Source organism: Streptomyces akebiae (assembly GCF_019599145.1).
Lineage (GTDB): Bacteria > Actinomycetota > Actinomycetes > Streptomycetales > Streptomycetaceae > Streptomyces > Streptomyces akebiae.
The window spans coordinates 6,163,298-6,189,011 of sequence record NZ_CP080647.1 but is presented as its reverse complement, the minus strand read 5'-3'; the positions used below and the strand labels follow the sequence as shown (position 1 = coordinate 6,189,011).

General features: G+C 71.4%; 18 protein-coding genes. 10 read left to right on the top strand and 8 right to left on the bottom strand.

Annotated features, from left to right (window positions below; all coding sequences use genetic code 11):
- Positions 1–82: 82 nt before the first annotated feature.
- From K1J60_RS26700 to K1J60_RS26690, 3 genes are all read right to left on the bottom strand, one after another.
- A complete protein-coding gene (locus tag K1J60_RS26700) occupies positions 83–1,612 on the bottom strand; it encodes a DUF5719 family protein (RefSeq protein WP_220648410.1) in 1,530 nt (509 codons plus the stop codon).
- The gene (locus K1J60_RS26695; protein WP_220648409.1) at positions 1,609–5,238 is read right to left on the bottom strand and encodes a glycosyltransferase; all 3,630 of its coding nucleotides are present in this window, start codon (positions 5,236–5,238) and stop codon (positions 1,609–1,611) included. The genes K1J60_RS26700 and K1J60_RS26695 overlap by 4 nt, the downstream gene beginning before the upstream one ends.
- Before the next feature lie 203 nt (positions 5,239–5,441).
- Positions 5,442–5,705: a WhiB family transcriptional regulator gene (locus K1J60_RS26690; RefSeq protein WP_003975777.1), complete on the bottom strand. Its 264-nt coding sequence runs from the start codon at positions 5,703–5,705 to the stop codon at positions 5,442–5,444.
- 626 nt (positions 5,706–6,331) lie between these two features.
- On the opposite strand from K1J60_RS26690, the gene K1J60_RS26685 reads away from it, so the two are divergent.
- The 4 genes from K1J60_RS26685 (at position 6,332) to K1J60_RS26670 (ending at position 10,456) form a co-directional block, all read left to right on the top strand.
- Positions 6,332–6,829 carry a cysteine dioxygenase gene (locus tag K1J60_RS26685; RefSeq protein ID WP_220648408.1) on the top strand — a complete coding sequence of 166 codons (498 nt, stop codon included), beginning with the start codon at positions 6,332–6,334 and terminating at the stop codon, positions 6,827–6,829.
- A gap of 105 nt (positions 6,830–6,934) precedes the next feature.
- Positions 6,935–7,894, top strand: a complete 960-nt coding sequence (gene cofD, locus K1J60_RS26680) for a 2-phospho-L-lactate transferase (RefSeq protein WP_220648407.1) — start codon at positions 6,935–6,937, stop codon at positions 7,892–7,894.
- An 83-nt stretch (positions 7,895–7,977) separates the two neighbouring features.
- A complete protein-coding gene (locus tag K1J60_RS26675) occupies positions 7,978–9,312 on the top strand; it encodes a coenzyme F420-0:L-glutamate ligase (protein ID WP_259407929.1) in 1,335 nt (444 codons plus the stop codon).
- Between the two features lie 142 nt (positions 9,313–9,454).
- Positions 9,455–10,456, top strand: coding sequence for a DNA-3-methyladenine glycosylase family protein (locus K1J60_RS26670; RefSeq protein ID WP_220648406.1), 1,002 nt, complete (start codon positions 9,455–9,457; stop codon positions 10,454–10,456).
- Between the two features lie 126 nt (positions 10,457–10,582).
- On the opposite strand, the gene K1J60_RS26665 is transcribed toward K1J60_RS26670, so the two are convergent.
- Both K1J60_RS26665 and K1J60_RS26660 read right to left on the bottom strand, forming a co-directional pair.
- Positions 10,583–11,665 carry a mannose-1-phosphate guanylyltransferase gene (locus tag K1J60_RS26665; protein WP_220648405.1) on the bottom strand — a complete coding sequence of 361 codons (1,083 nt, stop codon included), beginning with the start codon at positions 11,663–11,665 and terminating at the stop codon, positions 10,583–10,585.
- A 201-nt stretch (positions 11,666–11,866) separates the two neighbouring features.
- A complete protein-coding gene (locus K1J60_RS26660) occupies positions 11,867–13,324 on the bottom strand; it encodes a peptidoglycan recognition protein family protein (RefSeq protein ID WP_220651714.1) in 1,458 nt (485 codons plus the stop codon).
- Positions 13,325–13,444: 120 nt separating this feature from the next.
- On the opposite strand from K1J60_RS26660, the gene K1J60_RS26655 reads away from it, so the two are divergent.
- The 4 genes from K1J60_RS26655 (at position 13,445) to K1J60_RS26640 (ending at position 19,609) form a co-directional block, all read left to right on the top strand.
- Positions 13,445–14,200, top strand: a complete 756-nt coding sequence (locus tag K1J60_RS26655; protein ID WP_220648404.1) for a TIGR03089 family protein — start codon at positions 13,445–13,447, stop codon at positions 14,198–14,200.
- Between the two features lie 243 nt (positions 14,201–14,443).
- Positions 14,444–15,640: an LCP family protein gene (locus tag K1J60_RS26650; RefSeq protein ID WP_220648403.1), complete on the top strand. Its 1,197-nt coding sequence runs from the start codon at positions 14,444–14,446 to the stop codon at positions 15,638–15,640.
- Positions 15,641–15,884: 244 nt separating this feature from the next.
- Positions 15,885–17,636 carry an LCP family protein gene (locus K1J60_RS26645; RefSeq protein ID WP_220648402.1) on the top strand — a complete coding sequence of 584 codons (1,752 nt, stop codon included), beginning with the start codon at positions 15,885–15,887 and terminating at the stop codon, positions 17,634–17,636.
- Between the two features lie 296 nt (positions 17,637–17,932).
- Entirely contained in the window at positions 17,933–19,609 is a 1,677-nt protein-coding gene (locus K1J60_RS26640) for an LCP family protein (RefSeq protein ID WP_220648401.1), read from the top strand.
- 76 nt (positions 19,610–19,685) lie between these two features.
- Here K1J60_RS26640 and K1J60_RS26635 read toward each other — a convergent pair whose 3' ends face one another.
- Positions 19,686–20,714: a glycosyltransferase family 2 protein gene (locus K1J60_RS26635; RefSeq protein WP_220648400.1), complete on the bottom strand. Its 1,029-nt coding sequence runs from the start codon at positions 20,712–20,714 to the stop codon at positions 19,686–19,688.
- Between the two features lie 134 nt (positions 20,715–20,848).
- On the opposite strand from K1J60_RS26635, the gene K1J60_RS26630 reads away from it, so the two are divergent.
- Positions 20,849–22,300 (top strand): LCP family protein, encoded by a 1,452-nt coding sequence (locus K1J60_RS26630; protein WP_259407928.1) that lies wholly within the window; start codon positions 20,849–20,851, stop codon positions 22,298–22,300.
- A 212-nt stretch (positions 22,301–22,512) separates the two neighbouring features.
- Positions 22,513–23,784 carry an LCP family protein gene (locus tag K1J60_RS26625; RefSeq protein WP_220648398.1) on the top strand — a complete coding sequence of 424 codons (1,272 nt, stop codon included), beginning with the start codon at positions 22,513–22,515 and terminating at the stop codon, positions 23,782–23,784.
- A gap of 88 nt (positions 23,785–23,872) precedes the next feature.
- Here the strand turns inward: K1J60_RS26625 and K1J60_RS26620 are convergent, their stop codons facing one another.
- Both K1J60_RS26620 and K1J60_RS26615 read right to left on the bottom strand, forming a co-directional pair.
- Positions 23,873–24,238: a four-helix bundle copper-binding protein gene (locus tag K1J60_RS26620; RefSeq protein WP_220648397.1), complete on the bottom strand. Its 366-nt coding sequence runs from the start codon at positions 24,236–24,238 to the stop codon at positions 23,873–23,875.
- Between the two features lie 180 nt (positions 24,239–24,418).
- A complete protein-coding gene (locus K1J60_RS26615) occupies positions 24,419–25,576 on the bottom strand; it encodes an acyl-CoA dehydrogenase (RefSeq protein ID WP_259407927.1) in 1,158 nt (385 codons plus the stop codon).
- Positions 25,577–25,714 lie beyond the last annotated feature (138 nt).

Genomic DNA, 25,714 nt, shown 5'->3' with positions numbered 1-25,714 from the left:
TCGCGCAGTTCCCCGCGCCCCTGAAAGGAGCGGGGCCGCGCCCCGAGCTCTTCCAGACCCGCGGGGCCTGATCAGCCACCCCCTAACGCTGCAAGATCGACAGGTCCTGGCGGGCCTCCGGGACGGCCACCATGCCTCGGTCGTCCGGGAGGGTCTGGATGGTGAAGGCGGGGACGCTGTCGAGTTTGGATTCGAGGGTGCGTGAGGCGTGGACGGGGCCGCCGGACGTGGACTCCACGGTGAGGGCGTAGGTGCCCTTGAGGCCGTTCGGCGCGGGCATCTCGACGTTCTGGGTGGTGCCGGCCTTGATCGTGAAGGTCTTCGTCGTGGCCTCGCCACCCCCGCTGCCCGCGGACGCGGTGACCTTGACCTTGGCCGCACCGGTGGGCGCGGTGAGGGCCAGGGTGGTGCCCTTGGCGCGGTTGTCGGCGACCGTGGCGCGCGCACCGACCGCGCGGGTCGCCGGGATGAAGGCCGTCTCCCGGGCGACGCCCTTGCCCCGGACGACGCGGAGGGCGGCCACCACCGGGACGGCCCGGTCGGTGGGGGTGAGGATGAGGGAACCGGGCTCGCCGCGCGTGATGTCGCCCAGGTCGGCGGTGGCGGTCATGCCGCCCTTGACGTGCAGCGTCTCGTTGCCGGCCGGGGTGATCGGGCCGTTGGGGGAGGCGAGACGGAGCTTCAGGTCGGCGTCGGTCTCGCCGGGGGCGAAGGCGACGAGGGTGACCGAGGTGGCGTCCCGCGGGATGCCGGGGAGGACGAGGCTGCCGGCGGGGTCGGCCGCGGCGGACAGCCAGTCGCCGCCCTGCTTGTCGTCGAGGGCCTGGACCGCGGCGGCGACCCGGCCGCTGCGGACGTTGACATGGACCGTGAGGTCGGCCTCCTTCGCCGTGGCGAGCGTCGACAGCAGGACCGGCTCGTCGGAGCTGGGCTGCACCGTGATGCCGTCGCCGACCGTGGACTTCAGGGCGCCGTCCTTGCCGAAGAGTTCGATGTCGACGACGGCGGCCGAGTCGTCCGGGTTGACGAGGTGGACGTAGTCGGTGCGGCCCGCGGCCGTGCTCGCGCCCGGGAACCAGAACTCCGTGTCGGGGGCGGTACAGCTGACGCCGAGCAGCCCGCGGCCGGTGCCGGCGGCGACCTCGGTGGTCTCCTGGACCGTCCAGCCGGGCGCGAACTTCCCCTCGGCCGTGCCGATCAGCGCGGGCGAGTCACCGCCGTCGGTGTCGTCGGCGACGGGCTTGCCGGGCTCCTTGGCCTCGATGACCGGCTTGGCGGCCTTGTCCTTGCCGCCCTTGTCGCCCTTGTCGTCCTTGTCGCCGTCGTCGCCCGTGTCGGGGGTTGTCGATCCCCCGCCCGCCGCGACGAGTTCGGCGCCGCCTTCGCCGCCGGTGCCCTCGGTGACGGGGGTGAAGGCGGTGTACGCCGTCTCCGCGAGGTCCGAGGTGCTCGGCTGGGGGCAGAGCAGGCTCGTGCGCTGCACGGGCAGTTGGGCGGCCGCCTTCGCCGTGGTCTCGCCGCCCGAGGTGTCGGGCGCGGAGAGCGTGGCGAAGCCGGTGACGGCGGCGAGGGCGGTCGCGCCGGCGATCAGGGACAGGGTCTGGCGGTTCACTGCTGGCTCCCGTCGGGGCGCTCGGTGTCGGCGCCGGTGCCGTGCGACGGGTCGTACGTCGCGTCGTAGCCCTGGGCGTACGTCTGGTCGTACGAGGCCGTGTTGCCGCCGTAGGTGGCGTACGGGTCGTACTGGCCGCCCTGGTAGGGGTCGCCCTGGTAGTGCTGCTGGTCGTAGGTGCCCGTCGGGTACTGCTGTCCGCCCTGGTAGGCCGGGTCGTAGTGGCCGTACTCGGCGCCCACTGGGTCCCCGGTCGCCCACTCCCCGTACGTCTGCTGCTGCGGGACAGGGGCCGCGACCGGGGCCTCCGGCACGGGGGCCGGCAGGCCGGCGTCGGCGGACTGTTCGGCCTCCGCCTCCGCCTGGGCGCGCAGTCGGCGGGCGCGTCGGCCGTCGCCGGTGAGGTCCTGGGCGGGCACGGCGACGGGCTCGTCGGGGAGGTCGTCGTCGACGTCACGGCGGCGGCCGGGCAGGGCGAGGACCACGAGGACGACGGCGAGCGAGCCCTGGGTCCACAGCCAGCCGGTGTGGGTCACCGGGGCGTCGAAGGTGACGTCCAGCCTGCCGCCGTCGACGGGCAGTTGGAAGCCCTGGGCCCAGCCGTCGACCGTGGTCGGCGTGAGCGGCTTGCCGTCGAGGGTGGCCGTCCAGGACTCGTCGGCGGTGTCGGCGAGACGCAGGACCCGGCCCGAGCCGCCGGACGGAATGGTGGTGTGCACCTCGACGGGGCCCGCGGCGACGGCCCTGGGTGCGCCGGAGGAGGACTCGACGGTGACGCGCGCGACCTGACGGTCCACCCGCCACAGGGCGCTGCCGTCCTGCTGACTGAGCCTGCTCAGGCCGGGCGTGGCGTCCAGGACCCGGCTGACCTCGCGGGGCGCGCCCGGCCTGACCAGGACGTAACGCACGGCGAAGCCACCGAGTTCGTCGGTCTGGTCGGCGCCGGAGCCCGCCACGAGGTTGGCGACGACCTTGTCGAGCTGCTCGTTCTCCCCGGCGCCGACGGTGAGTTCGGCGTCGCCGAGGCGGACGCCGGAACCGCGGACCAGGGTGTAGCCGACCTCGGCGGTGGAGTCGCTGTCGAGGACCAGGGTGCGGGCCTGGTCGCGGGTGCCGCTCTCCTCGGCGACGAACGCGGGCACCTGGACGGGGTCGCGGCGCTCCAGGGGCCCGTCGGCGCCGCCGATCACCCATCCGACGGCGGCCAGCAACGGGCCGACGGCGGCGGCGAGCGCGATGAGCACGGCCACGGGCTGGCGCCAGCCGAAGCTCTGCTCGGCCACCCGGTGGCGGGCCCCGTCGGCGCCCAGGGTGGCGGCGGCGAGGAGGGCGATGCCGTAGACCAGGGTCGCGGGGCCGGCCCAGGTGGAGCTGTTGGAGAGGACCGCGAGGACGAGGGCCACCAGGGCGGCCGTCCAGGCGGTCCGGATCGCCGGCTGCCGCTCCGACCGCAGGAGGGCGGCCAGCGCCGCCAGGACGACGCCGATGAGCGTCAGCCCGCCGACCGTGCCGGGTCCGCCGGGGCTGACGCCGAGCAGGTCGGTCGCCGAGGCCGTGCTCGGGGCGTACTCCAGGCCGGCCTCCTGGAAGAAGCCGAACGGCAGCAGGGTCAGCGACCAGGGGGCGAGGATCAGCAGCGGGGTGCCCAGCTGGGCGAGGAAGCGCGGGCCGTAGGCGGTGAGCTCGCGGCGGCGGACGACGAGGAGCCCGAGGCCGAGGAGCAGCGCGATGGGCCACACGATCGGGGTGAACGCGGTGGTGATCGTCAGCAGCAGCGCGTACGCCCAGGTGGCACGCCAGCTGCCGCGCGCCCCCGTGCTGTTCGCGAGCCCGGCGGCCGCGGTGCCCGCGCGGGCGATGAGGGGCAGCAGGATCGCGAGGACGGCGGTGCCCAGGCGGCCGGTGGCGAGCGCGCCGGTGACGGCGGGCAGGAAGGCGTACACGATCGCGGCCCAGGCGCGCAGCAACCGGGACTCGACCAGCGGGCGGGAGGCGAAGTACGCGGTGAAACCGGCCAGCGGCACGGAGGCCACGAGCAGGACGGTCACCGCGAGTCCGGCGGAGCCGAACAGCAGCGAGGCGAGCATGGCCACGACGGCCAGATACGGCGGAGCGGCCTCGGCGCCGCCCGCGCCGACCGGGTGCCAGGCGTCCAGGTAGCGCGACCAGAGCTCGGCGGAGTCCGCGGGCGCGGGCAGCAGGGTGCCACCGGCCAGCGCGCCGCCTCCGAGCAGTCCGCGGCAGGCGACGAGCGAGGCGAGCAGCAGCAGAGCGAAGAGCACGGGCCCGGGGGCGCGTGCGACGCGCTTGAGCCGTGCGAACTGCTCGACCTGGAGGAACTCGGCGTCGTCGTCGCCGGGGCCCGACTCGACCGCGCCGCCGTGCCGTCCGGCCGGGGAGGTCTCGGCGTCGGAACGGCCGAAGAGATCACCGGCGGCCTGTTCGACGGTGGCCCGGACGGTCGCTCCGGGAGGCGGGAACAGCGGCCGCAGCTCGCCCTTGTCCAGCTGCGAGCGGCCTCTCCTGCGCCGCCCGGCGATGATCCGCTCGGGCCGCAGCAGCACGCTCAGCAGGCCCCGGATCTCGTCGACGGCCTGTCCGGGGACCTTGCCGACGAGGTACGCGACGATCCTGAGCAGGGTGCCGAGGACGATGCGCAGCAGCACCCAGGGGAGCTGCGCGGTACGGGAGTTGACGAGGAGGGTGTAGACCGCGCCCGCCTTGTCGACCATGTGCGGGGAGGCGGCGCTGCGGCCCACGCAGTCGACGGTGCGGCGCTCGCGCGAGGAGGCCTCGGCGTGTCGGACGACCGCCTCGGGGGCGACGAGCACGCGGTGCCCGGCGGCGGTGGCGCGCCAGCACAGGTCGACGTCGTCCCGCATGAGGGGCAGTCGGCGGTCGAAGCCGCCCAGTTCCTCGAAGACGTCGCGGCGGATCAGCATGCCGGCGGTGGACACGGCGAGGCTGGGCTTGACGTGGTCGTGCTGTCCCTGGTCCTGCTCGCGGCGGTCCAGGCCGGTCCAGCGGCGGCCGGAGTGGGCGATGGTGACGCCGACCTCAAGGAGCTGACGGCGGTCGTACCAGCCGCGCAGCTTGGGTCCGACGACGGCGACGTCGTCGCGGCCCAGCTCGCGTTCGTTCTCCACGACCCTCAGCAGCTGGGCCAGGGCGTCGGGTTCGGGGGCGCTGTCGTCGTGCAGCAGCCACAGCCACTGGACCGGCTCCCCGTGGGGGAGTTCGGGCATGTCGTACGCGTCGTCGCGCCAGCTGCGGGTGACCGGGTCCCAGCCGCTGGGGCGCCGGAGGTACGCGAGGTCGTCCTGGGTGAGGACGCCCGCGGTGCGGTTGGCCTCCTCGACGGCCTGGCCGAAGCCGGTGCGTCGGGCGAGGTGCAGGACGCGGTCCGCGCCGAGTGCGTCGGAGAGGAGCTGGGCGGATTCGTCCGCGCTGCCGGTGTCGGCCGCCATGGCGCTCTGCACGGGGCGCTCCTGGCCGAGCAGCCCGGCGAGCGCGTCGGGCAGCCAGCGCGCGCCGTCGTGCGCGACGAGGACCGCGGTCACCACGTGGCGTGGGAACTCGGGAGTGGCAGCGTCGTGGTGAGCTGCGGTGTGGCTGTGCACGGACATCGAGGTACGGGCCCCGGTTCGATGGACTGCGGTGGACGTCTGTGTCCGGCGAGGACAGCGGGACGTCTCGGACGAGGGCCCACACTAACGGCTGAGCAGCAGGGCGGCCCGCCGCCTGTGGACAACCCACGCGCGACGGGCCGGACATGTTCGGTTGTTTCTGTTCGACTGTTCCCGGGACGGGTCGGATGTTCCGGGACGGGTCAGACGGCTGCCTTCTTGAGGCGCCGGCGCTCGCGCTCCGACAGGCCGCCCCAGATGCCGAACCGCTCGTCGTTGGCGAGGGCGTACTCAAGGCATTCGGAGCGGACCTCGCAGGCGAGGCAGACCTTCTTGGCCTCGCGGGTCGAGCCGCCCTTCTCGGGGAAGAAGGACTCGGGATCGGTCTGGGCGCACAGTGCGCGCTCCTGCCAGCCGAGTTCCTCGTCCGCGTCGTCGACCAGCAGTTGCTGCACGAGCTCGGTCATGTGCGCCCCTCGTCCGTCTTTCGCGTCCCCGTCGTGCGGCCGTTACCGATTTCGGCTGAACGACACGAGTGAAATTACAAGTGTGCTGCTACGGGCGAGTCAAGCCGAGATCTGCTATTGAGCCCCTTATTCACTCTGCGGAACCAAGGCTATGCGGAAAGTGTTCAAATCGGCATAAACCCTGACAGCAGTGCGGCCGCAGAGGGGAGTTCTCACCGGATCACCCTTCCTTACGAGGAAAGACGCCCAGGAGTTCGATCTCGTTCCGGCTCGATCCCACTCGCTCGTTGCGGGATGTGCCCCATGTGTCCCCGACTCCCCCGGCACAAACCTTTCACCTCGCGGATGCACCGGAAGAGGTGAACGGGCATCCACATACCGGACGCGAAGTTGACAGCGGAGGTGTGAACCGCTGTGCTTGTGGGCATGCTCGCGCACTTGGCACTCACCGCGACCCGGACCGCCGGGTCCCACGGTGCTGCCCGCTGCCGCTGTAGCTGTTGCTGTCCCAGCTGTTGAGCCTTCCACGCTCCGGCTGCCACTGAGCCCGTCCCGGCTCGGCTGCTGTTCCCGCACGTGAAACCCAGCCCTCTCCCACGCACTCATCGTCGAGGACACCTCTCTTCATGAACAGCGACAGCGACCTCCAGATCGCCGGCGATCTCCTCGAAGTACCGCACCTCCTCCAGACGCCGCGCCAACACCCGGTCACCGTGGCCGAGTTCGCCGGACTGGCCCGATCCCTCGCCGACGACCGCTCCCGGTGGGAGCACCTCGTCGAGTACGACGCGACCACTCGCTGGTACCACCGGCTGCAGACCGGCCCCGGGTACGAGGTGTGGCTGCTGTCCTGGGTGCCGGGACAGGGCACCGGACTGCACGACCACGGGGGCTCCTCCGGCGTACTGACCGTGCTCGACGGCACGCTGACCGAGCGCACCGACCGGGGCACGCGCGTGCTCGGCGCCGGCGCGCAGCGGGTGTTCGCGCCGGGATACGCGCACGAGGTCGTCAACGACACGCTGGAACCGGCCGTCAGTCTGCACGTCTACTACCCCGGCCTGACGGACATGCCGATGCACACGAAGGCCTGCACGGCGGGGGCGGCGACCGTCACGGCCTGAGCCGGGCGCCGGGGCCCTGCGGCCCACCGCCCGCCGGGTGCGTGAAACCGGCCGTGATCGCGGCCGGGCGCCCCGCTGTCGTAGCCGCCTGCGAGACTGAGTGCCATGCGCATTGTGGTTCTGGCAGGCGGCATCGGTGGTGCCCGGTTCCTGCGCGGTCTGAAGCGGGCCGTGCCGGACGCGGACATCACGGTCATCGGCAACACCGGGGACGACATCCACCTCTTCGGGCTGAAGCTCTGCCCGGACCTCGACACGGTGATGTACACCCTCGGCGACGGCATCAACGAGGAGCAGGGCTGGGGCCGGGCCGACGAGACCTTCCACCTCAAGGAGGAGCTCGCGGCGTACGGCGTCGGGCCCGAGTGGTTCGGGCTCGGAGACCGGGACTTCGCCACGCACATCGTGCGGACGCAGATGATCGGCGCCGGATATCCGCTGAGCGCCGTCACCGAGGCGCTGTGCGACCGGTGGAAGCCGGGCGTGCGGCTCATCCCGATGACCGACGACCGCGTCGAGACCCATGTCGCCGTCGAGCAGGACGGCGAGCGCAGGGCGATCCACTTCCAGGAGTACTGGGTGCGGCTGCGGGCCTCCGTGCCGGCCGAGGCGATCGTGCCGGTCGGCGCCGAGCAGGCGAAGCCGGCGCCCGGGGTCCTGGAGGCCATCGCCGAGGCGGACGTGATCCTCTTCCCGCCGTCGAACCCCGTCGTCTCCGTCGGCACCATCCTCGCCGTGCCCGGCATCCGTGAGGCGATCGCCGAGGCCGGGGTTCCCGTCGTCGGCCTCTCCCCCATCGTCGGCGACGCGCCCGTGCGCGGTATGGCCGACAAGGTCCTCGCCGCCGTCGGCGTCGAGTCCACGGCCGCCGCCGTCGCCGAGCACTACGGCTCCGGGCTGCTGGACGGCTGGCTCGTCGACACGGTCGACGAGGGCGTCGTCGAGCGCGTGGAGACCGCCGGGATCCGGTGCCGGGCCGTCCCGCTGATGATGACCGACCTGGACGCGACGGCTCAGATGGCGCGTGAGGCGCTGGCGCTGGCGGAGGAGGTGCGGGGAGCGTGAGCGGCGGGTTCGGGGATACCAGCAGTACCAGCAGTACCAGCAGTACCAGCGGTACGAGGGGCTCGGGGGATACGCGGGGCTCTGTGGACACGCCGGGAGTCCCCGCCTCCGACGGTCTGCCCGGTCCCGCCTACCGGGTCTGGGCGCCGACCGGGATCCCCGAGGTCCAGCAGGGGGACGATCTGGCCAAGCTGATCGCCGCCGCCGAACCGCGGCTGGCCGACGGGGACGTGGTGCTCGTCACCTCCAAGATCGTGTCCAAGGCGGAGGGGCGGGTGGTCGAGGCGGTCGACCGGGAGGCCGCGATCGACGCCGAGACCGTACGGGTGGTGGCCCGGCGCGGGGCGCTGCGGATCGTGGAGAACCGGCAGGGGCTCGTCATGGCCGCCGCCGGGGTCGACGCCTCCAACACCCCCGCCGGGACCGTGCTGTTGCTGCCCGAGGACCCCGACGCCTCCGCGCGTGCGATCCGGGACGGCATCAGGGACGCGCTCGGCGTCGAGGTCGGGGTCCTGGTCACCGACACGTTCGGGCGGCCCTGGCGCAGCGGGCTGACGGACGTCGCCATCGGTGCGGCCGGTGTGCGGGTCCTCGACGACCTGCGCGGCGGCACCGACGCGCACGGCAATCCGCTCAGCGCGACCGTCGTCGCCACCGCCGACGAGCTGGCCGGCGCCGGTGACCTGGTGAAGGGCAAGGCCGCCGGGCTGCCCGTCGCCGTCCTCCGCGGGCTGGGGCACGTGGTGGCCGAGGACGCCGGCGAGGGGACGCGGGCCCTGGTCCGGGGCGCGGCGGACGACATGTTCCGGCTCGGCACCTCCGAGGCCGTACGGCTGGCGGTGACCCAGCGGCGTACGGTCCGGGCGTTCACGGGCGAGCCGGTGGACCCCGGCGCGGTGCGGCGGGCCGTGGCCGCGGCCGTGACCGCGCCCGCGCCGCACCACACGACACCGTGGCGGTTCGTGCTGCTGGAGTCCGAGGAGTCACGGATACGGCTGCTCGACGCCATGCGGGACGCCTGGATCGCGGATCTGAGGCGGGACGGCAAGAGCGAGGAGTCCATCGCCAAGCGGGTGCGGCGCGGGGACGTGCTGCGCAACGCGCCGTATCTGGTGGTGCCGTGTCTCGTGATGGACGGGTCGCACTTCTACGGGGACGCGCGGCGGGACGCGGCCGAGCGGGAGATGTTCGTCGTCGCCGCCGGGGCCGGGGTGCAGAACTTCCTCGTCGCACTGGCCGGGGAGCGGCTGGGGTCCGCGTGGGTGTCGTCGACGATGTTCTGCCGGGATGTCGTACGGGAGGTGCTGGGACTGCCGGAGGGGTGGGATCCGATGGGCGCGGTGGCTGTGGGGCATGCGGCCGGGGCGCCTCCGGCTCGGGGTGAGCGGGACGCGGGGGCGTTCATCGAGGTTCGGTGACGAAAGGGGGCGGTGGGGGCCGGGGCGCCTATGGTTCGGGGTGGCTCGGGTGCGGGTGCGCTGAGCTTCTCGCGCAGTTCCCCGCGCCCCTGAAAACACCCCTAGGCTCATAGGGCGCCACCTCACTACCTAGGACCTCCTCGTGGCTGGACGCTTTCCTCAGCGGCCCACTCGTACGACCGTGCGGGGTGGGCATGTCGCCGTGCCCGGTGGGGTGCCTCGGCAGGGGGTGGTGGCCGGGCGGCGGCGGACCTGGGTGCCCGAGGGGGCGCTCGATCTGGGGCTCGTGCTGGGGCCACTGCGGCGGGGGCCCGGGGATCCGACCTTTCGGGCCACGCCGGACGGATCCGTGTGGCGGGCCAGTCGTACGCCGGTCGGCGCCGGGACGCTGCGGGTCGCGCTGCGGGGCGGGGTCGTCGAGGCGGAGGCCTGGGGGCCCGGGGCCGAGTGGCTGCTGGACCAGGTGCCCGCGGTGCTCGGCGCGTCGGACGAGCCCGAGGCCTTCGCACCCCGGCACCGGATCGTGGCGATGGCCTGGCGGCGGCGGCCGGGGCTGCGGCTGACGCGGACCGGGCTGGTGCTGGAGTCGTTGATTCCGTCGGTCCTGGAGCAGAAGGTCACGACGGACGAGGCGTATCGGGCGTGGCGGTTGCTCGTGCGGCAGTTCGGGGAGCCGGCTCCGGGGCCCGTGCCGGGGCGGATGAGTGTGATGCCCGGGGCGCGGGAGTGGGCACTGATCCCGTCCTGGGAGTGGCATCGGGCCGGGGTCGACGACAAGCGGGCCTCGACGATCCTGCGGGCGGTCCGGGTGGCGGCGCGGCTGGAGGAGGCCGTGGGGATGTCGCCGGTGGATGCGCGGGCGCGGTTGGAGGTCGTGCCGGGGATCGGGCCGTGGACCTCGGCGGAGACCGTGCAGCGCAGTCACGGGGCGGCGGACGAGGTGACCGTGGGGGATCTGCATCTGCCGGGGATCGTGGGGTTCGCGCTGGCGGGGGACCGGAATGCGGACGACTCGGTGATGTTGTCGTTGCTGGAGCCGTACGCGGGGCAGCGGCACCGGGCGGCTCGGTTGATCCTGTTGTCGGGGCGGGTGCCGGCGCGGAGGGTGCCGCGGATGCCTCGGGGGGACATCGGGCGGTTGTAGCGCCCCCGCCGCCCCTACCCGTCCCCTCTTCGAGAGCTGCGCCCCCCTTTGACCCCCCGCTGACGGTTCGGTGGGGGTTCTCCGCGCGGTTCCCCGCGCCCCTGAAGGGCGCGGGGAACCCTGCGGTCACTGGTCCGACGAGAAGCGGAGCGCCCCCGTGGGGATCTGGGCGTCGCACCAGACTCGGACGCCGGTGCGGAGTTCGTTGTCGGCGCCAATGATCGCGCCGTCACCGACGACCGTGCCGGTGAGGACGGACCGTTCGCCGATGCGGGCGCGTACGCCGATGAGGGAGTCGGTGATGACGGCGCCGGGTTCGACGACCGCGCCCGCCAGGACGGTGCTGCCGGAGACCCGGGCCCCCTCGCCGACGAACGCGCCCTCGCCGACCACCGTGCCGCCGGTCAGCTTGGCGTCGCCCGCGACCCGGGCGGTGGGAAGGACCAGGCGGTCGCCGCAGCGGCCCGGGACGGCGGGGGACGGGGCCCTGCCCAGGACCAGGTCGGCGGAGCCCCGGACGAAGGCCGCGGGGGTGCCGAGGTCCAGCCAGTACGTGGAGTCGACCATGCCCTGGAGGTGGGCGCCCGCGACGAGGAGGTCCGGGAACGTCTCGCGTTCCACCGAGACCGGGCGGCCCGCCGGGATCGTGTCGATGACCGAGCGGCGGAAGACGTAGGCCCCCGCGTTGATCTGGTCGGTGACGATCTCCTCGGGCGTCTGGGGCTTTTCGAGGAAGGCGAGGACGCGGCCCGTGCCGTCGGTGGGGACGAGGCCGTAGGCGCGGGGGTCGGTCACCTGGGTCAGGTGGAGGGAGACGTCGGCGCCGGTCGTCTCGTGGGTGGCGACCAGTCGGCGGATGTCCAGGCCGGTGAGGATGTCGCCGTTGAAGACGAGGACGGGGTCCTCGGGGCCGGAGTGGAGGTACGAGGCGGCGTTGCGGATCGCGCCGCCCGTGCCCAGGGGCTCCTCCTCCGTGACGTACTCGAGGTGGAGGCCGAGGGCGGAGCCGTCGCCGAAGTGGGGTTCGAAGACCTCGGCGAGGTAGGAGGTGGCGAGGACTATGTGGTCGACACCCGCCGCCCTGGCTCTCGCCAACTGGTGCGTGAGGAACGGGACTCCGGCCGCCGGGACCATGGGCTTCGGAGTGTGCACCGTGAGCGGACGCAGCCGGGTACCTCTGCCGCCGACCAGGAGGATCGCTTCTGTCACCTGTCGTCTCTGCTTCCTGCCGGGACCGGCCGAACTGTCATTCGACCGGCCAGTGTATGCAGACCGTTCCATGGCGCCTTCGCGGCCGTGCGAATAGGTGTTGACGTGCCATGGGGCACGTCAACGGTGGTGTCCGTCGAGGGCGCGGCGGGCGCGCCCTCGGCGTGTGCTGTGTGTCGTGTCGGCGAGACCTCCGGCCGGTCACCGGCCCTGATAGCGGGCGGCCTCCGAGCGTGCCGTACCGAGCTTTCCGTAAAGGCGCCCCCCCGGGCACTCGGTCGCGAACCCGTCACGGTGACCGGAGATCACGTTCAGTCGCACCTTCTTACCTTTTGGGTAGAGATTGCCGCCACCCGAAGTGAGGTATGTCTTTCCCTTCGGGTTCGCACCGTAAAGACCGAGTTTCCAGGCTGTTAGTTGCGCGATCGCCTTGACCGACGCGGCGGGCGGCTTGGTGGTGCTGAAACTGCCGATGACCGCGACACCCATGCTGTTCGTGTTGAAACCGAGGGTGTGGGCACCCATGACCGCCTTCGCGACACCACCCGCGCGCCCCTCGTAGATGTTTCCGCACTTGTCGACGAGGAAGTTGTAGCCGATGTCGCGCCAGCCACTGCTCACTACGTGGTAGCGGTAGATACTGCGGATGACGGAAGCGGCCTGCGCGCACTTGTAGTTGTTGCCCGAGGCGGTGTGGTGCACGAAGGCCGCGCTGACCCGGTTGGTGTAGCGGAAGTCGCGCTCGCGCAGCTTCTCGTCGGCGCCCCAGCCGGCCCGCGTGACGATGCGGGGACGCGGACCGATGTACGGCTTGGCCCCGGGCACCGCGGTCGCCAGCCGTTCCACCGTCTCCTTGCGCGACAGCGCCGGGATCGTGGTGGAGCCGAGCGGCGCGAGGTCGGCGTTGACGGCGGAGGCGGCGGCCGACTCGGCGGTCAGCACGCCCAGCCTCGGGGTGTCCACGGTGCCGACGGGCGGGGGCTCGGCGGCGTGCGCGGCCCCGGTCACGGCCGCCGCTCCCGCCGCACCGCCGGGGGCGCCCACGCCGGGGTCGACCAGTTCCAGACGTAGGCCGTCCGGGAGCAGTTGGACGCCCGGGGCGGCCGTACGGCCCCGGGTCTCGGCGCGGACGCGCACCTCGACGCCGTCCGAGTCGCCGACCCACAGCGGAGCGGTGGAGCCGCGCACCCGGCCCGAGGAGCGTTCGGCGGTGTCCGGGTCGGCGGCGTGCTCGTGGTTGTGCGTCTCGACGTCCTGCCAGCCGGACCACCGGGCGGTGTCCGTCGCACGGGTACGGACCTGGACGCGGCCCTCCAGTTCGGCGTCCGGGTTGTCCCAGACGACGCCTACCAGGGAGAACGAGCGCACGTCCCGCTTGCCGAGGCCCTGTTCGGGGGCGGCGGGACCGAGGTTCCGGTCCACTCCGAGGGGGACGAGAGGAAGCGACTGGGTGCTGCCGGACGCCCGGGCGAGCGCGAGCGGGCGGGTGGGGGTCGAGGGCTGCGCCAGGGCCTGGGTCGCCGCGGAGGACGAGTCCGTCGGGGTCGCCGCGGAGGCCGTCGCCGGGAGTGCCGCCGGGAGGGCGAGTGCCGCCGCGCAGGTGACGCCGATCGAGGAGGCGAGGAATCGTGATCTACGCATGCGTCTGATCCTGGACATAGTCATACATATCTGTCCATCGCGGAATTGACGGGCCGTCGGCTCCACTCCGCCGAACCGGTTAGCCTTCCGGTCCGCCCGGACCCACGGGCGAGGCGGTCCCCGCGTACGCTTACGCGGATGAACGCCACCGACCGCACCCCTGCCGACCTGCTGCGATCCGCGCTTGCCACGGATCCGGCGCGCCCGCTGGTGACCTTCTACGACGACGCCACGGGCGAGCGGGTCGAATTGTCCGTGGCCACCTTCGCCAATTGGGTGGCCAAGACCTCGAACCTCCTTCAGGGCGAGTTGTCGGCGGAGCCCGGCGACCGGGTCGCGCTGCTGCTGCCGGCGCACTGGCAGACGGCGGTGTGGCTGCTCGCGTGTTCGTCGGTGGGGGTGGTCGCCGACGTCGGCGGGGACCCGGGGGCGGCCGACCTCGTGGTGAGCGGCCCGGACACCCTGGACGCCGCCCGGGCCTGCTCCGGGGAGCGCGTCGCTCTCGCGTTGCGGCCGCTCGGGGGGCGGTTCCCGCAGGCCCCCGCCGGGTTCGCCGACTACGCCGTGGAGGTGCCCTCGCAGGGGGACCGGTTCGTGGCGTACACGCCGGTGGATCCGGAGGAGGCTGCCCTGGTCGTGGCCGGGCGGGAGTTCAGCGGGGCGGAGGTCGTCGAGCGGGCTCGGGCGGAGGCGGAGGGCCTGGGGCTGACGGGACCGGGGTCCCGGCTGCTCTCGGGGCTGGGGTACGACACGTGGGAAGGGCTGGCCGCCGGGCTGTACGGGCCGCTCGCCACCGGGGGGTCCGTGGTGTTGTGCCGGCATCTGGAGCAGGTGGGTGAGGACGCGCTCGCCAAGCGGATCGAGAGTGAGCGGGTCACTTCGGTCTCCCGGTGACGCGGTCGCATTGACCCGCTCGCGATGACGCCGTGGGGTGTGGGGCGGGCGGGCGGCTGCAGGTGCGTTCTGGTTGCTCGCGCAGTTCCCCGCGCCCCTTCAGGGCGCGGGCTGCCCTCGCCCACCGGCCACAGGGCACCGCCCATCCCCCGTTCGGCCTAGCCCCGGCCGCCCTCACGCCCCCTCTCGCGCCATCGTCGTAAGAGCAACGACTCGCTCGTACGCCGTGAGGGGTGGCCGGAAGTGGACGACGTCGGAGGGCAGGCGCGTGGGCTCGGGCCCGGTGCGGGCGGTTCGCCCACCGGGCTCGGGCCGCGGCGTCGGCGTCGGCGTCGATGGGTGCGGTGGGCGGGGAGCGGCGCTGTCCTGATGGTCGTCGGAGCCCTGGGGGTGGGGTGGGCGGCGTACCAGAAGCTGGACGGGAACATCACCTCGGACCGGACGGCGGCGGACGAGCTGGCACGGTACGAGAAGGAGCGGCCGACGGCGCTGGTGCGGGGCGCGCAGAACATCCTCGTCATCGGGTCGGACTCGCGGTCGGGGGACGAGAACGGCGAGTACGGGCGGGATTCGGGCACCGAGCGGTCCGACACGACGATCCTGCTGCACCTCGCGGCGGACCGACGGAGCGCGACGGCGGTGTCGCTGCCGCGGGATCTCATGGTGGACGTACCCAGTTGCCGGCGGCCGGACGGAAGCCGCACCGAGCCGGTGTTCACCATGTTCAACTACGCGTTCCAGAGCGGCGGTTCGGCCTGCACGATTCGGACGGTCGAGCGGATGACCGATATCCGGATCGACCATCACGTCGTGGTGGACTTCAACGGTTTCAAGGAGATGGTCGACGCCGTGGACGGGGTCGAGGTGTGCCTCGCCGAACCCATTCGCGACAAACAGGCCGAACTGCGTCTGCCCGCGGGCAGGGTGAAGCTCGACGGGGAACAGGCACTGGGATATGTGCGGGCCCGCAAGTCGCTGGGCGACGGAAGCGACACCGAGCGGATCGACCGGCAACAGCGGTTCCTCGCGGCGCTGGCGGCGAAGGTGCGCGGCAATGACGTCCTGCTGAATCCCGTGAAGCTGTATCCCGTACTCGACGCGGCCACCTCGTCGCTCACCACGGATCCGGGACTGGCGAGTCTGCGCGGGCTCTACGACCTGGTGCGCGGCCTGCGCACGATCCCCGTGGAAAAGGTGCAATTCCTCACCGTTCCCCGGAAGTCGTATGCGTACGACGCCAATCGTGACGAGCTCGTCGAGCCGGCGGCGCGGAGCCTTTTCGCACGGCTGCGCGCCGACGCACCCGTTGCGGTGGCACGAGAACTGCCGGAGGGGACGCGGGAAGGGCATTCGGGAGAGCTTTCGGGAAGCCTCTCCGGGACACCGGACCCGGTGCCGACTTTCCGCGGCAGTACGGCCGCCGAGGAGGACTGCGGATGACTCCGGAGGGGTTCCGCAGGTAAAGCACACGTCAACACCAGGAACAAATGCTCTAGGAAATGGGCGGATTGCCCGGTTGTAGGGACGTGCAATTTGTCACCGCCGTCGCTCGGCGCCTGATCGTGCGGCTAGTGTGAGCGATCCGGTGTGTCAGGCCTTCCGGTCACGCACCACTTGCAGCGAGACCCGAGCGTCTTTTGAGGGGGAAGGCGCCGCGTGGCCCCGACGGAGGAATCAGACAACCGTGGACGCGCAAGGCCGTGGGCGGGCGGACGACATCGACCCCGCAGACCAGTGGGTACTCAACCCGAGCACCGGTGAATACGAACTGCGACTGACCCCTTCCGCACCGCAGTCGGCGGTGCCGAGGCCGCGTCGCGCGACGCCCGCCGCGGCGGGGGCCAGGGCCGCGGGTGGCGGTACGTCCACGCGCTCCGCGTCGGCGGGCACGGACACCCGGGAGATCCCCGACACGCTGCCGGGACCCCGGCGCCGACGGGGCACGCCCGAGGAGGACCCGCTGCCGGGTCGCCGGGGCGGCCGGGGCAAGAGCAAGCCCAAGAAGTCGACCGGCAAGCGGATACTGGTGTGGACCGGCGGCACGCTGGCCTTCGTGCTGGTCGGGGTGAGCGCCGCGGGCTACCTCTACTACCAGCACCTCAACGACAACATCCAGAAGATCTCGGACGACGGCGCGAGCACCGGCGGCTTCAGCAAGGACCGGGCCATCAACCTGCTGGTGATCGGCACGGACAAGCGGACCGGCGCGGGAAACGGAAGCTACGGCGACAAGGACAGCGTCGGTCACGCCGACACCACGATCCTGCTGCACGTCTCCAAGGACCGTACGAACGCCACCGCGATGAGCATCCCGCGCGACATGATCGTGGACGTCCCGGAGTGTCCGACGACGCAGGAGGACGGCTCGACCAAGGACATCGCGGCCACGCCCAATGTCCGGTTCAACACGAGCCTCGGCCAGTACGGCCGCACGCCGAGCTGCACGCTGCGCACCGTGGAGGAGCTGACCGGGATCAAGTCGGACCACTTCATGGTGGCCGACTTCAACGCGGTGAAGACGCTCTCCACCGCCATCGGCGGTGTCGAGGTGTGCCTGGAGAAGGACATCAAGGACTCCAAGTCCAAGCTGGACCTCACCGCGGGCAATCACACCATCGAGGGCGAGGAGGCGCTGGCCTTCCTGCGCACCCGCTACAGCGTGGGCCTCGGCAGCGACCTGAGCCGGATCGAGCTGCAGCAGCAGTTCCTCAGCTCGATGATCCGCCAGATGAAGTCCAAGGACACGCTGACCGATCCGACGAAGGTGCTGGACCTCGCGGAGGCCGCCACCAGCGCGCTGTCCGTCGACGACAAGATCTCCGACATCAAGAAGCTGGCCTCGCTCGGCCAGGAGGTCGGCAAGGTGAAGACGAAGAACATCACCTTCACCACCGTGCCGGTCGTCGACAACACCGACGGCGCGACCGTGCTGCCCACACCGGGCAAGGCCGAGCAGCTCTTCGAGACCATCAGGAACGACATCTCGCTCACCGAGGTCAAGAAGCAGAAGAAGGAGAAGGAGGCCGCGAAGCTCAAGGGCACGCGCGCCGACGCCTCCGAGGTCCGGGTCAGCGTCTACAACGGCGGTGCCGAGGCCGGCAGCGCACAGGCCACTCTCAACTGGCTGCAGAATGATGTCGGCGTGACCAAGTCGAGCCAACTCGGCAACGCCGACAAGACGTTGTCGAAGACGACCCTCGCGTACGACCCGGACCAGGCCGACCAGGCGCGCAAGCTGGCCGACCTCATGGGCCTGTCCGCGTCCGCGCTGAAGCCCGGCAAGGGCAACAGCGAGACCAACTCCCAGGGCCTGCCCTCGATGGTGCTGACCCTGGGCGAGGACTTCAAGGGAGCCGGGGTGCCGATCAGCGGGGGCTCCGCGGCGGATCTGGACGTCCAGAAGAACACCGCGGACAAGGAAAAGTGCGCCAGTTGATGACCTGACGGGGTCGTGGCGCGTCTAACCGGACGCGAGCAGCGCAAGACAGTCGAGACAGTCGAGAGATCCGGTGGTGCACCGGGCGGGCGCGACGACGCGCCCGCCCGGTCGGTTCTGATGTCGTCGAAGTGCCGTGGGGCGGCCTGTGCCCCGCGCCGAACCGTGTCCGCATGTCATCCGGTCGGAACACATGACGCGTTCAACAGAACATGAGTACATCCAGGTTGGGTTCTCGACGGTCCAACAGGAGGCGGGGACGGCCCCGCCACGGCAGGGTGGGGAGGGGCAGGGAGATGGTACGGAGCGACGTGCGCGGGGACAGGGGGCGACCGCGTGTCGATGAACCCGGCGAGCAGGACGGTGACCTGGATCCGAAGGGCGACTCGTCCGGCTCGGACGGCGACACGGACGTCAGGGTCCCCGCGCAGGGCGGACGGAAGCGCCGCGACGGCGGAGGCAGCCGGGGGCGCGCGAAGGCCCCCGGGAGGCCCCGGCGCAGACGTGCGCTGCGCTGGTCGGCGACGGTTCTGGCGGTCGTGATACTCGGCACCGCCGGTGCCGGCTATCTCTACTACCAGCACCTCAACGGCAACATCAAGCAGGAGAAGCTGAACCTCGGCGACACGAAGATCGCCGAGCCGACGCCGAACGCGGCCGGCCAGACCCCGCTGAACATCCTGCTGATCGGTTCGGACGCCCGGGACACCGCGGAGAACCAGAAACTCGGCGGCGCCAAGGAGAACTTCAACGGACCGGCCCTCGCCGACGTCCAGATGCTGCTGCACCTGTCCGCTGACCGCACCAACATGTCGGTCGTCAGCATGCCCCGCGACACCCTGCTGGACATCCCCAAGTGCACCGACCCGGACAGCGGCGAGGTGTACGAGGCGCTGACCCACTCGATGACCAACCAGTCGCTGGAGCGCGGCGGCCCCGGCTGCACGGTCGCCACCTGGGAGAAGCTGACCGGGATCCGTATCGACCACTTCATGATGGTCGACTTCTCCGGTGTGGTGTCGATGGCCGACGCGATCGGCGGCGTGCCGGTGTGCGTGGACGCCAACATCCACTCGCACACCAGCGACGGCAAGGGTTCGGGGCTGAAGCTGGAGGAGGGCACCACCTACATCAAGGGCAAGCAGGCCCTGCAGTGGCTGCGCACCCGGTACGGCTTCGAGGACGGCAGCGACATAGCGCGCGCCAAGGCCCAGCACCAGTACATGAACGCGATGGTCCGCGAGCTGCGCGAGAACGCCACGATCACCAACCCGAACAAGCTGCGCAAGCTCGCCGAGGAGGCCACCGACGCGCTCACCGTCGACGAGGGCCTCGGTGACGTCGCCGAGCTCTACGACCTCAGCATGGAGCTGCGCAAGGTCGAGCCGGCCCGGATCACGATGACGACGATGCCGTACACGTACGCCGGCGCGCGCGTCGTACCGAAGGAGGGTGACGCGGAGAAGCTGTTCCGGCTGGTGCGCGAGGACATCGCCCTGGACGGCAAGGACAAGAAGAAGACCACCACCACCGAGGAGGCGACCTCCGACGACCCGGCGGCGGCGAAGGACGACATCGGGGTGCTGGTGCTCAACGGCACCATGACCTCCACCCTCGACCCGGTCGCCGGCCGCGCGCTCACGGTGTCGCGGCTGCTCGTCGAGGACGGCTTCGCCAAGGCCTCGTCGTCCACCACGACCGCGGTCGTCGAGGACAAGACCGTCGTGCGCTACCCGAGCGCCGAGCTGGAGGGTGACGCCCAGGCGGTCGCCAAGGCCCTCGGCGTCCCGCTGAGCCAGGTGGAGAAGTCCACGAACGTCAGTGGTGTCACGCTCGTCGTCGGCGCCGACTGGCGCGAGGGGAAGACGTACGAGGCCGAGAAGGACGACGACACGACTCCCGAGTCGGCGGACGCCCTCAACGGTGCGAACAAGAAGGCCTGCATGAAGGTCAATCCGGCGTTCACCTGGTGAAAGCCCCAAGGCCCGGCACGTGCAGGCGGGGCCCCTCCCGGCCATGGGAGGGGCCCCGCTCGCACGTGCTCCGTGCTCAGCTCTCGGTCAGTACCGCCGGGCGGCGGGAGGCGATGACCTTCTTCGCCAGCGACCTGGGGCTGGTGAGGAAGCCGAAGCCCCAGGACATGTGCATGGTGGCGAGGGCGACGGGGATCTGGAGGCGTGCCTTGAGCGGCAGCCCCTTGCCCGCCGGGATCGAGCCCGCCACGATCGCCGCGAGATAGCCGCCGGGGATGACGAAGCCCAGCGGGGTCACCAGGGCGCCCACCAGGGTGCCGGCCACGATCGCGCACACCGCGGTCGGCGGGGCGAGGTAGCGCAGGTTGATGGAGCCCTCGTGGTAGCGGGCGACGACATGCCGCCAGCGCCCGTAGTCCTTGTACTGTTTGGCGAGCGCCTTCACGCTGGGCCGGGGCCGGTACGACACCCGCAGCTCGGGCGAGAACCAGATGAGGCCGCCCGCCTCGCGGATGCGGAAGTTCAGCTCCCAGTCCTGGGCGCGGATGAACTCCACGTTGTAGCCGTCCTGCCGCTCCAGCGCCTCGCGCCGGAAGACACCCAGGTAGACCGTCTCGGCCGGGCCCGCCTCGCCGCCGGTGTGGAAGGCGGCGTTGCCGACACCGATCTTCGAGGTCATCGCGGCGGCGACCGCGTGCTCCCAGTCGTTCTCGCCCTCGGCGTGCATGATGCCGCCGACGTTCTGCGCGCCGGTCTCCTCCAGGAGCCGTACGGCGGTGGCGATGTAGTTCGGCGAGAGGATGCCGTGGCCGTCCACCCGGACCACTATCGGGTGGCGGGAGGCCTTGATCGCGGCGTTGAGGGCGGCCGGCGTACGCCCGGTGGGGTTCGGGACGGTGTGCACGCGCGGGTCCTCGGCCACGAGCTCGGCGGCGATCTCGTCCGTGCGGTCCGTGGACGGACCGAGGGCGATCACGACCTCCATCTCGCCGGCGTACTCCTGCGCGAGGATCGCTTGGACGGCTCCGCGCAGATGCCGCTCCTCGTTGAGGACGGGCATGATCACGGACACGGCGGGGAGCTGCACGTCGGGCTTGGCGTTCATAGGGGGCTCACGTTACCGCGAACGGGGGACACGAACGCGCGCCGCCCGGTCGCGTGCGCGGGGCGCGGAGGCCGGGACCCTACGGTGCTCAAGGTTCTCTGACTTCTCCCCTTCCCCTGACCGGTCTCGCGGAGGTGTCCCCCGTGTCCGCACCGCCCCGCCGTCCAGCCCGTCCGCAGCAGCCCCGGCCCCCCGTGCCTCCCCGGCGAGGGGGCTGGGCCATGCGGGCGGTGACCACGCTCTCGGTGGTGGTGCTGGCCGCCGCGGGCATCGGGCACGCGGTGGTGACCCGCCTGGACGGCGAGATCAAGCGGGTCGACGCCTTCAAGGACATGAAGAACCGCCCCGAGGCGGGCCACGGCATGAACGTGCTGCTGGTCGGCACCGACGGGCGCGACCGGATCAGCGAGGAGGAGCGGCGCAAGTACCGGCTGGGCGGGGCCCCCTGCCACTGCACGGACACGATGATGATCGTGCACATCTCGGAGGACAGGGAGCGCGCGAGCGTCGTGAGCCTGCCGCGCGACTCGTACGCCGAGACGCCCGAGCACACCGACCGCGCCACCGGCAAGGTCCTGCGCTCCCACCCGATCAAGCTGAACGCGGCCTACGCGGAGGGCGGGCCGCAGCTGACCGTGCGCACGGTCGAGCACATGACCAAGGTGAAGATCGACCACTACGTCGAGGTCGACTTCACCAGCTTCATGCGGACCGTCGACGTCCTCGGCGGCGTCGAGATCTGCACCACCCGCCCCCTCAAGGACTCCTACACCGGCCTCGACCTGGACGCGGGCACCCATGAGCTGGACGGCGGCGAGGCCCTCCAGTACGTCCGTTCCCGGCACGCCGACGGCTCCTCCGACCTGGGCCGCATGAAGCGCCAGCAGCGGTTCATGGCGTCCCTGATGTCCCAGGCCACCTCCTCCGGGGTGCTGCTCAACCCGATGAAGTTCCGCGACATCACCCAGGCCGTCCTCGGTTCCGTCCGCGCCGACAAGGAGTTCGGCACCGGTGAGCTGATCGACCTCGGCCGCGCGATGCGGAACCTCACCCCGGCCTCGTCGGAGTTCACCACCGTGCCCATCGGACGTATGGGGTACGCGGTGGAGGGCGTCGGCTCGACCCTGAAGTGGGACGACACCAAGGCCGCCCGTCTCTTCGACGCCCTGCGCGACGACCGCCCCCTCGCGCCCTACAAGGCGCGCGGCACGTACGCGCTCGTCGACGTGGCCCCGCAGCAGATCCGCGTGCAGGTCGAGAACGGCACCGCCGTCGTGGGCCTCGGCAAGAAGGTCGACCGTCAGCTGGCCGCCACCGGCTTCCGCACCACCAGGACCCCGGTCAACGCCCCGCAGCCGAACGTCACCCGCACCCTGGTCTTCCACGACCCCCGCTGGGACCGTTCCGCCCGCTCCCTCGCGGCCGCGCTCCCCGGCTCGGAACTCCGCCCCGTCCGCGCCCAGGGCCCCACCCTCAAGGTGGTCGTCGGCACGGACTTCGAGCAGGTCCGCAAGGTACGCGCCGAGAACCCGGAGCAGGGCGAATCGGGAGTGGTGCGGGGCGACCAGGTGTCCTGCGCGCCGTAGGGGCACGGGTCCGGGTCGACTCGCGGCTCCGCCGCTCGGTGGCGTGAGCAACCCCATGCTCCCCGCACTCGCGCTCAAACCACTCGCCACTGATCGACAGGCGCCCGGCCCCCTACAAAACCGTGCAATTTGTGTCGGCTTCGCAACAGCCCTGCCTTTGTTTTTCATCGACCCTTGTAAAGGGCACAGCCCGACCCGGCACACTGGGGCGCATGAACGATTGGCCCGAGGGATGGTCCGGCAACAACCGCGGCGGCGACTACGCCCAGCCCGACGGACCGCGCGTGATGCGCCAGGTCCGTCGCGGCCCGTCGGCACCCCCTCAGGGTGGTGTGCCCCAGCAGCCGTCGTACGGCGACGCGCACGGTGACGGCTACGGCAACACCGGCCCCGACCAGTACGGCGGCGGCTACCAGAGCGACTACAACACCGGCCAGGTCTACGGCGCCGGGGGCGTGGGCGGCGGCGGACACGGCGGCGGCCGGGGCGAGCGCGGGACACCGAACTGGGGGCGCCGCATCAAGCTCACGGCGATCACGGTCACCGTGGTGCTGCTCGCGACGACGATCGGCACGTACTTCTGGGCCGACTCCAAGCTGAACCGCGAGGTCGACCTGTCGAAGGTCATCGACCGGCCGGAGGCGGGCGAGGGCACCAACTACCTGATCGTCGGCTCCGACAGCCGTGCGGGCCTGTCCGACGAGCAGAAGAAGGAGCTCCACACCGGGTCCGCCGACGGCAAGCGCACGGACTCGATGATGATCCTGCACACCGGTTCGGGCGGCCCGACCCTGATCTCGCTGCCCCGCGACTCCAACGTCGAGATACCGACGTTCGTGGGCTCCGAGTCCGGCAAGACGTACAAGGGCACCGGCCGCCAGGTGAAGCTGAACGCGGCGTACGCGGAGGACGGGCCCGAGCTGCTCGTCCGTACCGTCGAGGCCAACACGGGGCTGCACATCGACCACTACGTGGAGATCGGTTTCGCGGGCTTCGCGAACATCGTCGACGCGGTCGGCGGGGTCGAGATCGAGATCCCGAAGGGCGGCATGAAGGACACCAAGTCCGGTGCCGACTTCGAGGCGGGCAAGCAGACCCTCAACGGCGAGCAGGCCCTCGCCTTCGTCCGGACCCGCTACGCCCTCGCGGGCAGCGACCTGGACCGTACGAAGAACCAGCAGAAGTTCCTCGCGGCCCTCGCCAGCCAGACGGCGACGCCGAGCACGGTGCTGAACCCGTTCAAGCTCTACCCGACGATGAGCGCGGGCCTGGACACCCTGATCGTCGACGAGGACATGAGCCTGTTCGACCTGGCCGACATGTTCTGGGCGATGAAGGGCGTGACGGGCGGCGACGGCAAGTCGATGAACATGCCGATCTCCGGCAACTCCGCCAACGGCAACCTCCAGTGGGACACCGCGAAGGTGAAGCAGCTGGTGGAGCAGTTGAAGAACGACGAGACGGTGACGGTGTCGGGCAACTGACCCGGCGGCAGCGTGACCGAGGGGCATCCCGCGGCGGGATGCCCCTCGGTCATTCGACGTTCGGACGTTCGGGTGTTCGCGTGACGGGTCAGGCGGTCGCGCCCGCCATCGACCGGCACATCTCGGAGCAGCGGCGACACGCCTCGGCACAGCGCATCATCTGCTGATCGTCCGGCATGGACATACACGCCTCGGCGCACATGTCACAGGCGCGGGCGCACATCGCGCACATCTCGGCGGACAGCGGCGAGCGGCGCATCATCATGTCCGCGCACATACGGGTCATCTCGGCGCAGTCCATCAGGGCGCGCATGATCTGCATCTGGGCCTGGCCGCCGGCCTGCATGCAGGAGCTCATGGTCTCCTCGCACACGCCGTGGCACGTCATGCAGGCGTTGACGCAGTCCTGCATCTCCTTGCTCATCGCGGTCATGTTCCCGGCCTGCTGCGTCATGGCTCCTCCTGGGGGTGGGTGGGAGAGCGGGGTCCGGGGCCGGACCCGCGCACCTTCCGTCCTACGCCTCCCCGCCCCGGCCCGCCATCGGGCGGACGGAAACAATCCGCCCCGTCCGTCCCGCACGACGACAGCCCCCGGCGGGGTGCCGGGGGCTGTGCACGGACTACGCCCGAGGGGTTACGGGAGGTTGCGCGCCATCACGATCCGCTGGACCTGGTTCGTACCTTCGTATATTTGTGTGATCTTCGCGTCGCGCATCATGCGCTCCACCGGGTAGTCGCGGGTGTAGCCGTAGCCGCCGAGGAGCTGGACGGCGTCCGTGGTGACCTCCATGGCGACGTCGGAGGCGAAGCACTTGGCGGCGGCGCCCTGGAAGGTGAGGTCCTTGTCGCCGCGTTCGGACTTGGCGGCGGCCTGGTAGGTCAGGGCGCGGGCGGCCTCGATCTTCATGGCCATGTCGGCGAGCATGAACTGGATGCCCTGGAAGTCGGCGATCGGCTTGCCGAACTGCTTGCGCTCCTGGACGTAGCCCTTGGCGTAGTCGAGGGCGCCCTGGGCGACGCCGAGGGCCTGCGCGGCGATGGTGATGCGGGTGTGGTCCAGGGTCTTCATCGCCGTGGCGAAGCCGGTACCCTCCTCGCCGATGATGCGGTCGGCGGGGATGCGGACGTTGTCGAGGTAGACCTCGCGGGTCGGAGAGCCCTTGATGCCGAGCTTCTTCTCCGGGGCGCCGAAGGAGACGCCCTCGTCGGACTTCTCGACGACGAACGCGGAGATGCCCTTGGAGCGCCTCTCCGGGTCCGTGACGGCCATGACCGTGTAGTAGTCGGAGACGCCCGCGTTGGTGATCCAGCGCTTGACGCCGTTGAGGATCCAGTGGTCGCCGTCACGGACCGCACGGGTCTTCATACCGGCCGCGTCGGAGCCCGCGTCCGGCTCCGAGAGACAGTACGAGAACATCGCGTCGCCCTTGGCGAGCGGGCCCAGGTACTTCTTCTTCAGTTCCTCGGAGCCGGACAGGATCACGGGCAGCGAGCCGAGCTTGTTGACGGCCGGGATGAGGGAGGACGACACGCAGGCGCGGGCCACCTCCTCGATCACGATGACCGTGGCGAGCGCGTCGGCGCCGGCGCCGCCGTACTCCTCGGGCACGTGCACGGCGTGCAGGTCGTTCGCGACGAGCGCGTCCAGCGCCTCCTGCGGGAAGCGGGCCTCCTCGTCCACGGCGGCCGCGTAGGGCGCGATCTTCGCCTCGGCGAGGGAACGGATCGCGTCACGGAGCATGTCGTGCTCCTCGGACGGGCGGTACAGGTCGAAATCAGCCGATCCGGCCAAGGTCTCTCACGCTCCTGACGCTAACTACCGTTAAGTAACTCAAATTTTAAAGGTCTGCACACCCGACCGGTACGTGAGTTTGACGACAGACCGCGCGAACCCCCGGGGAATCTGCCCGGTCAAGGGCTCGAACACGCC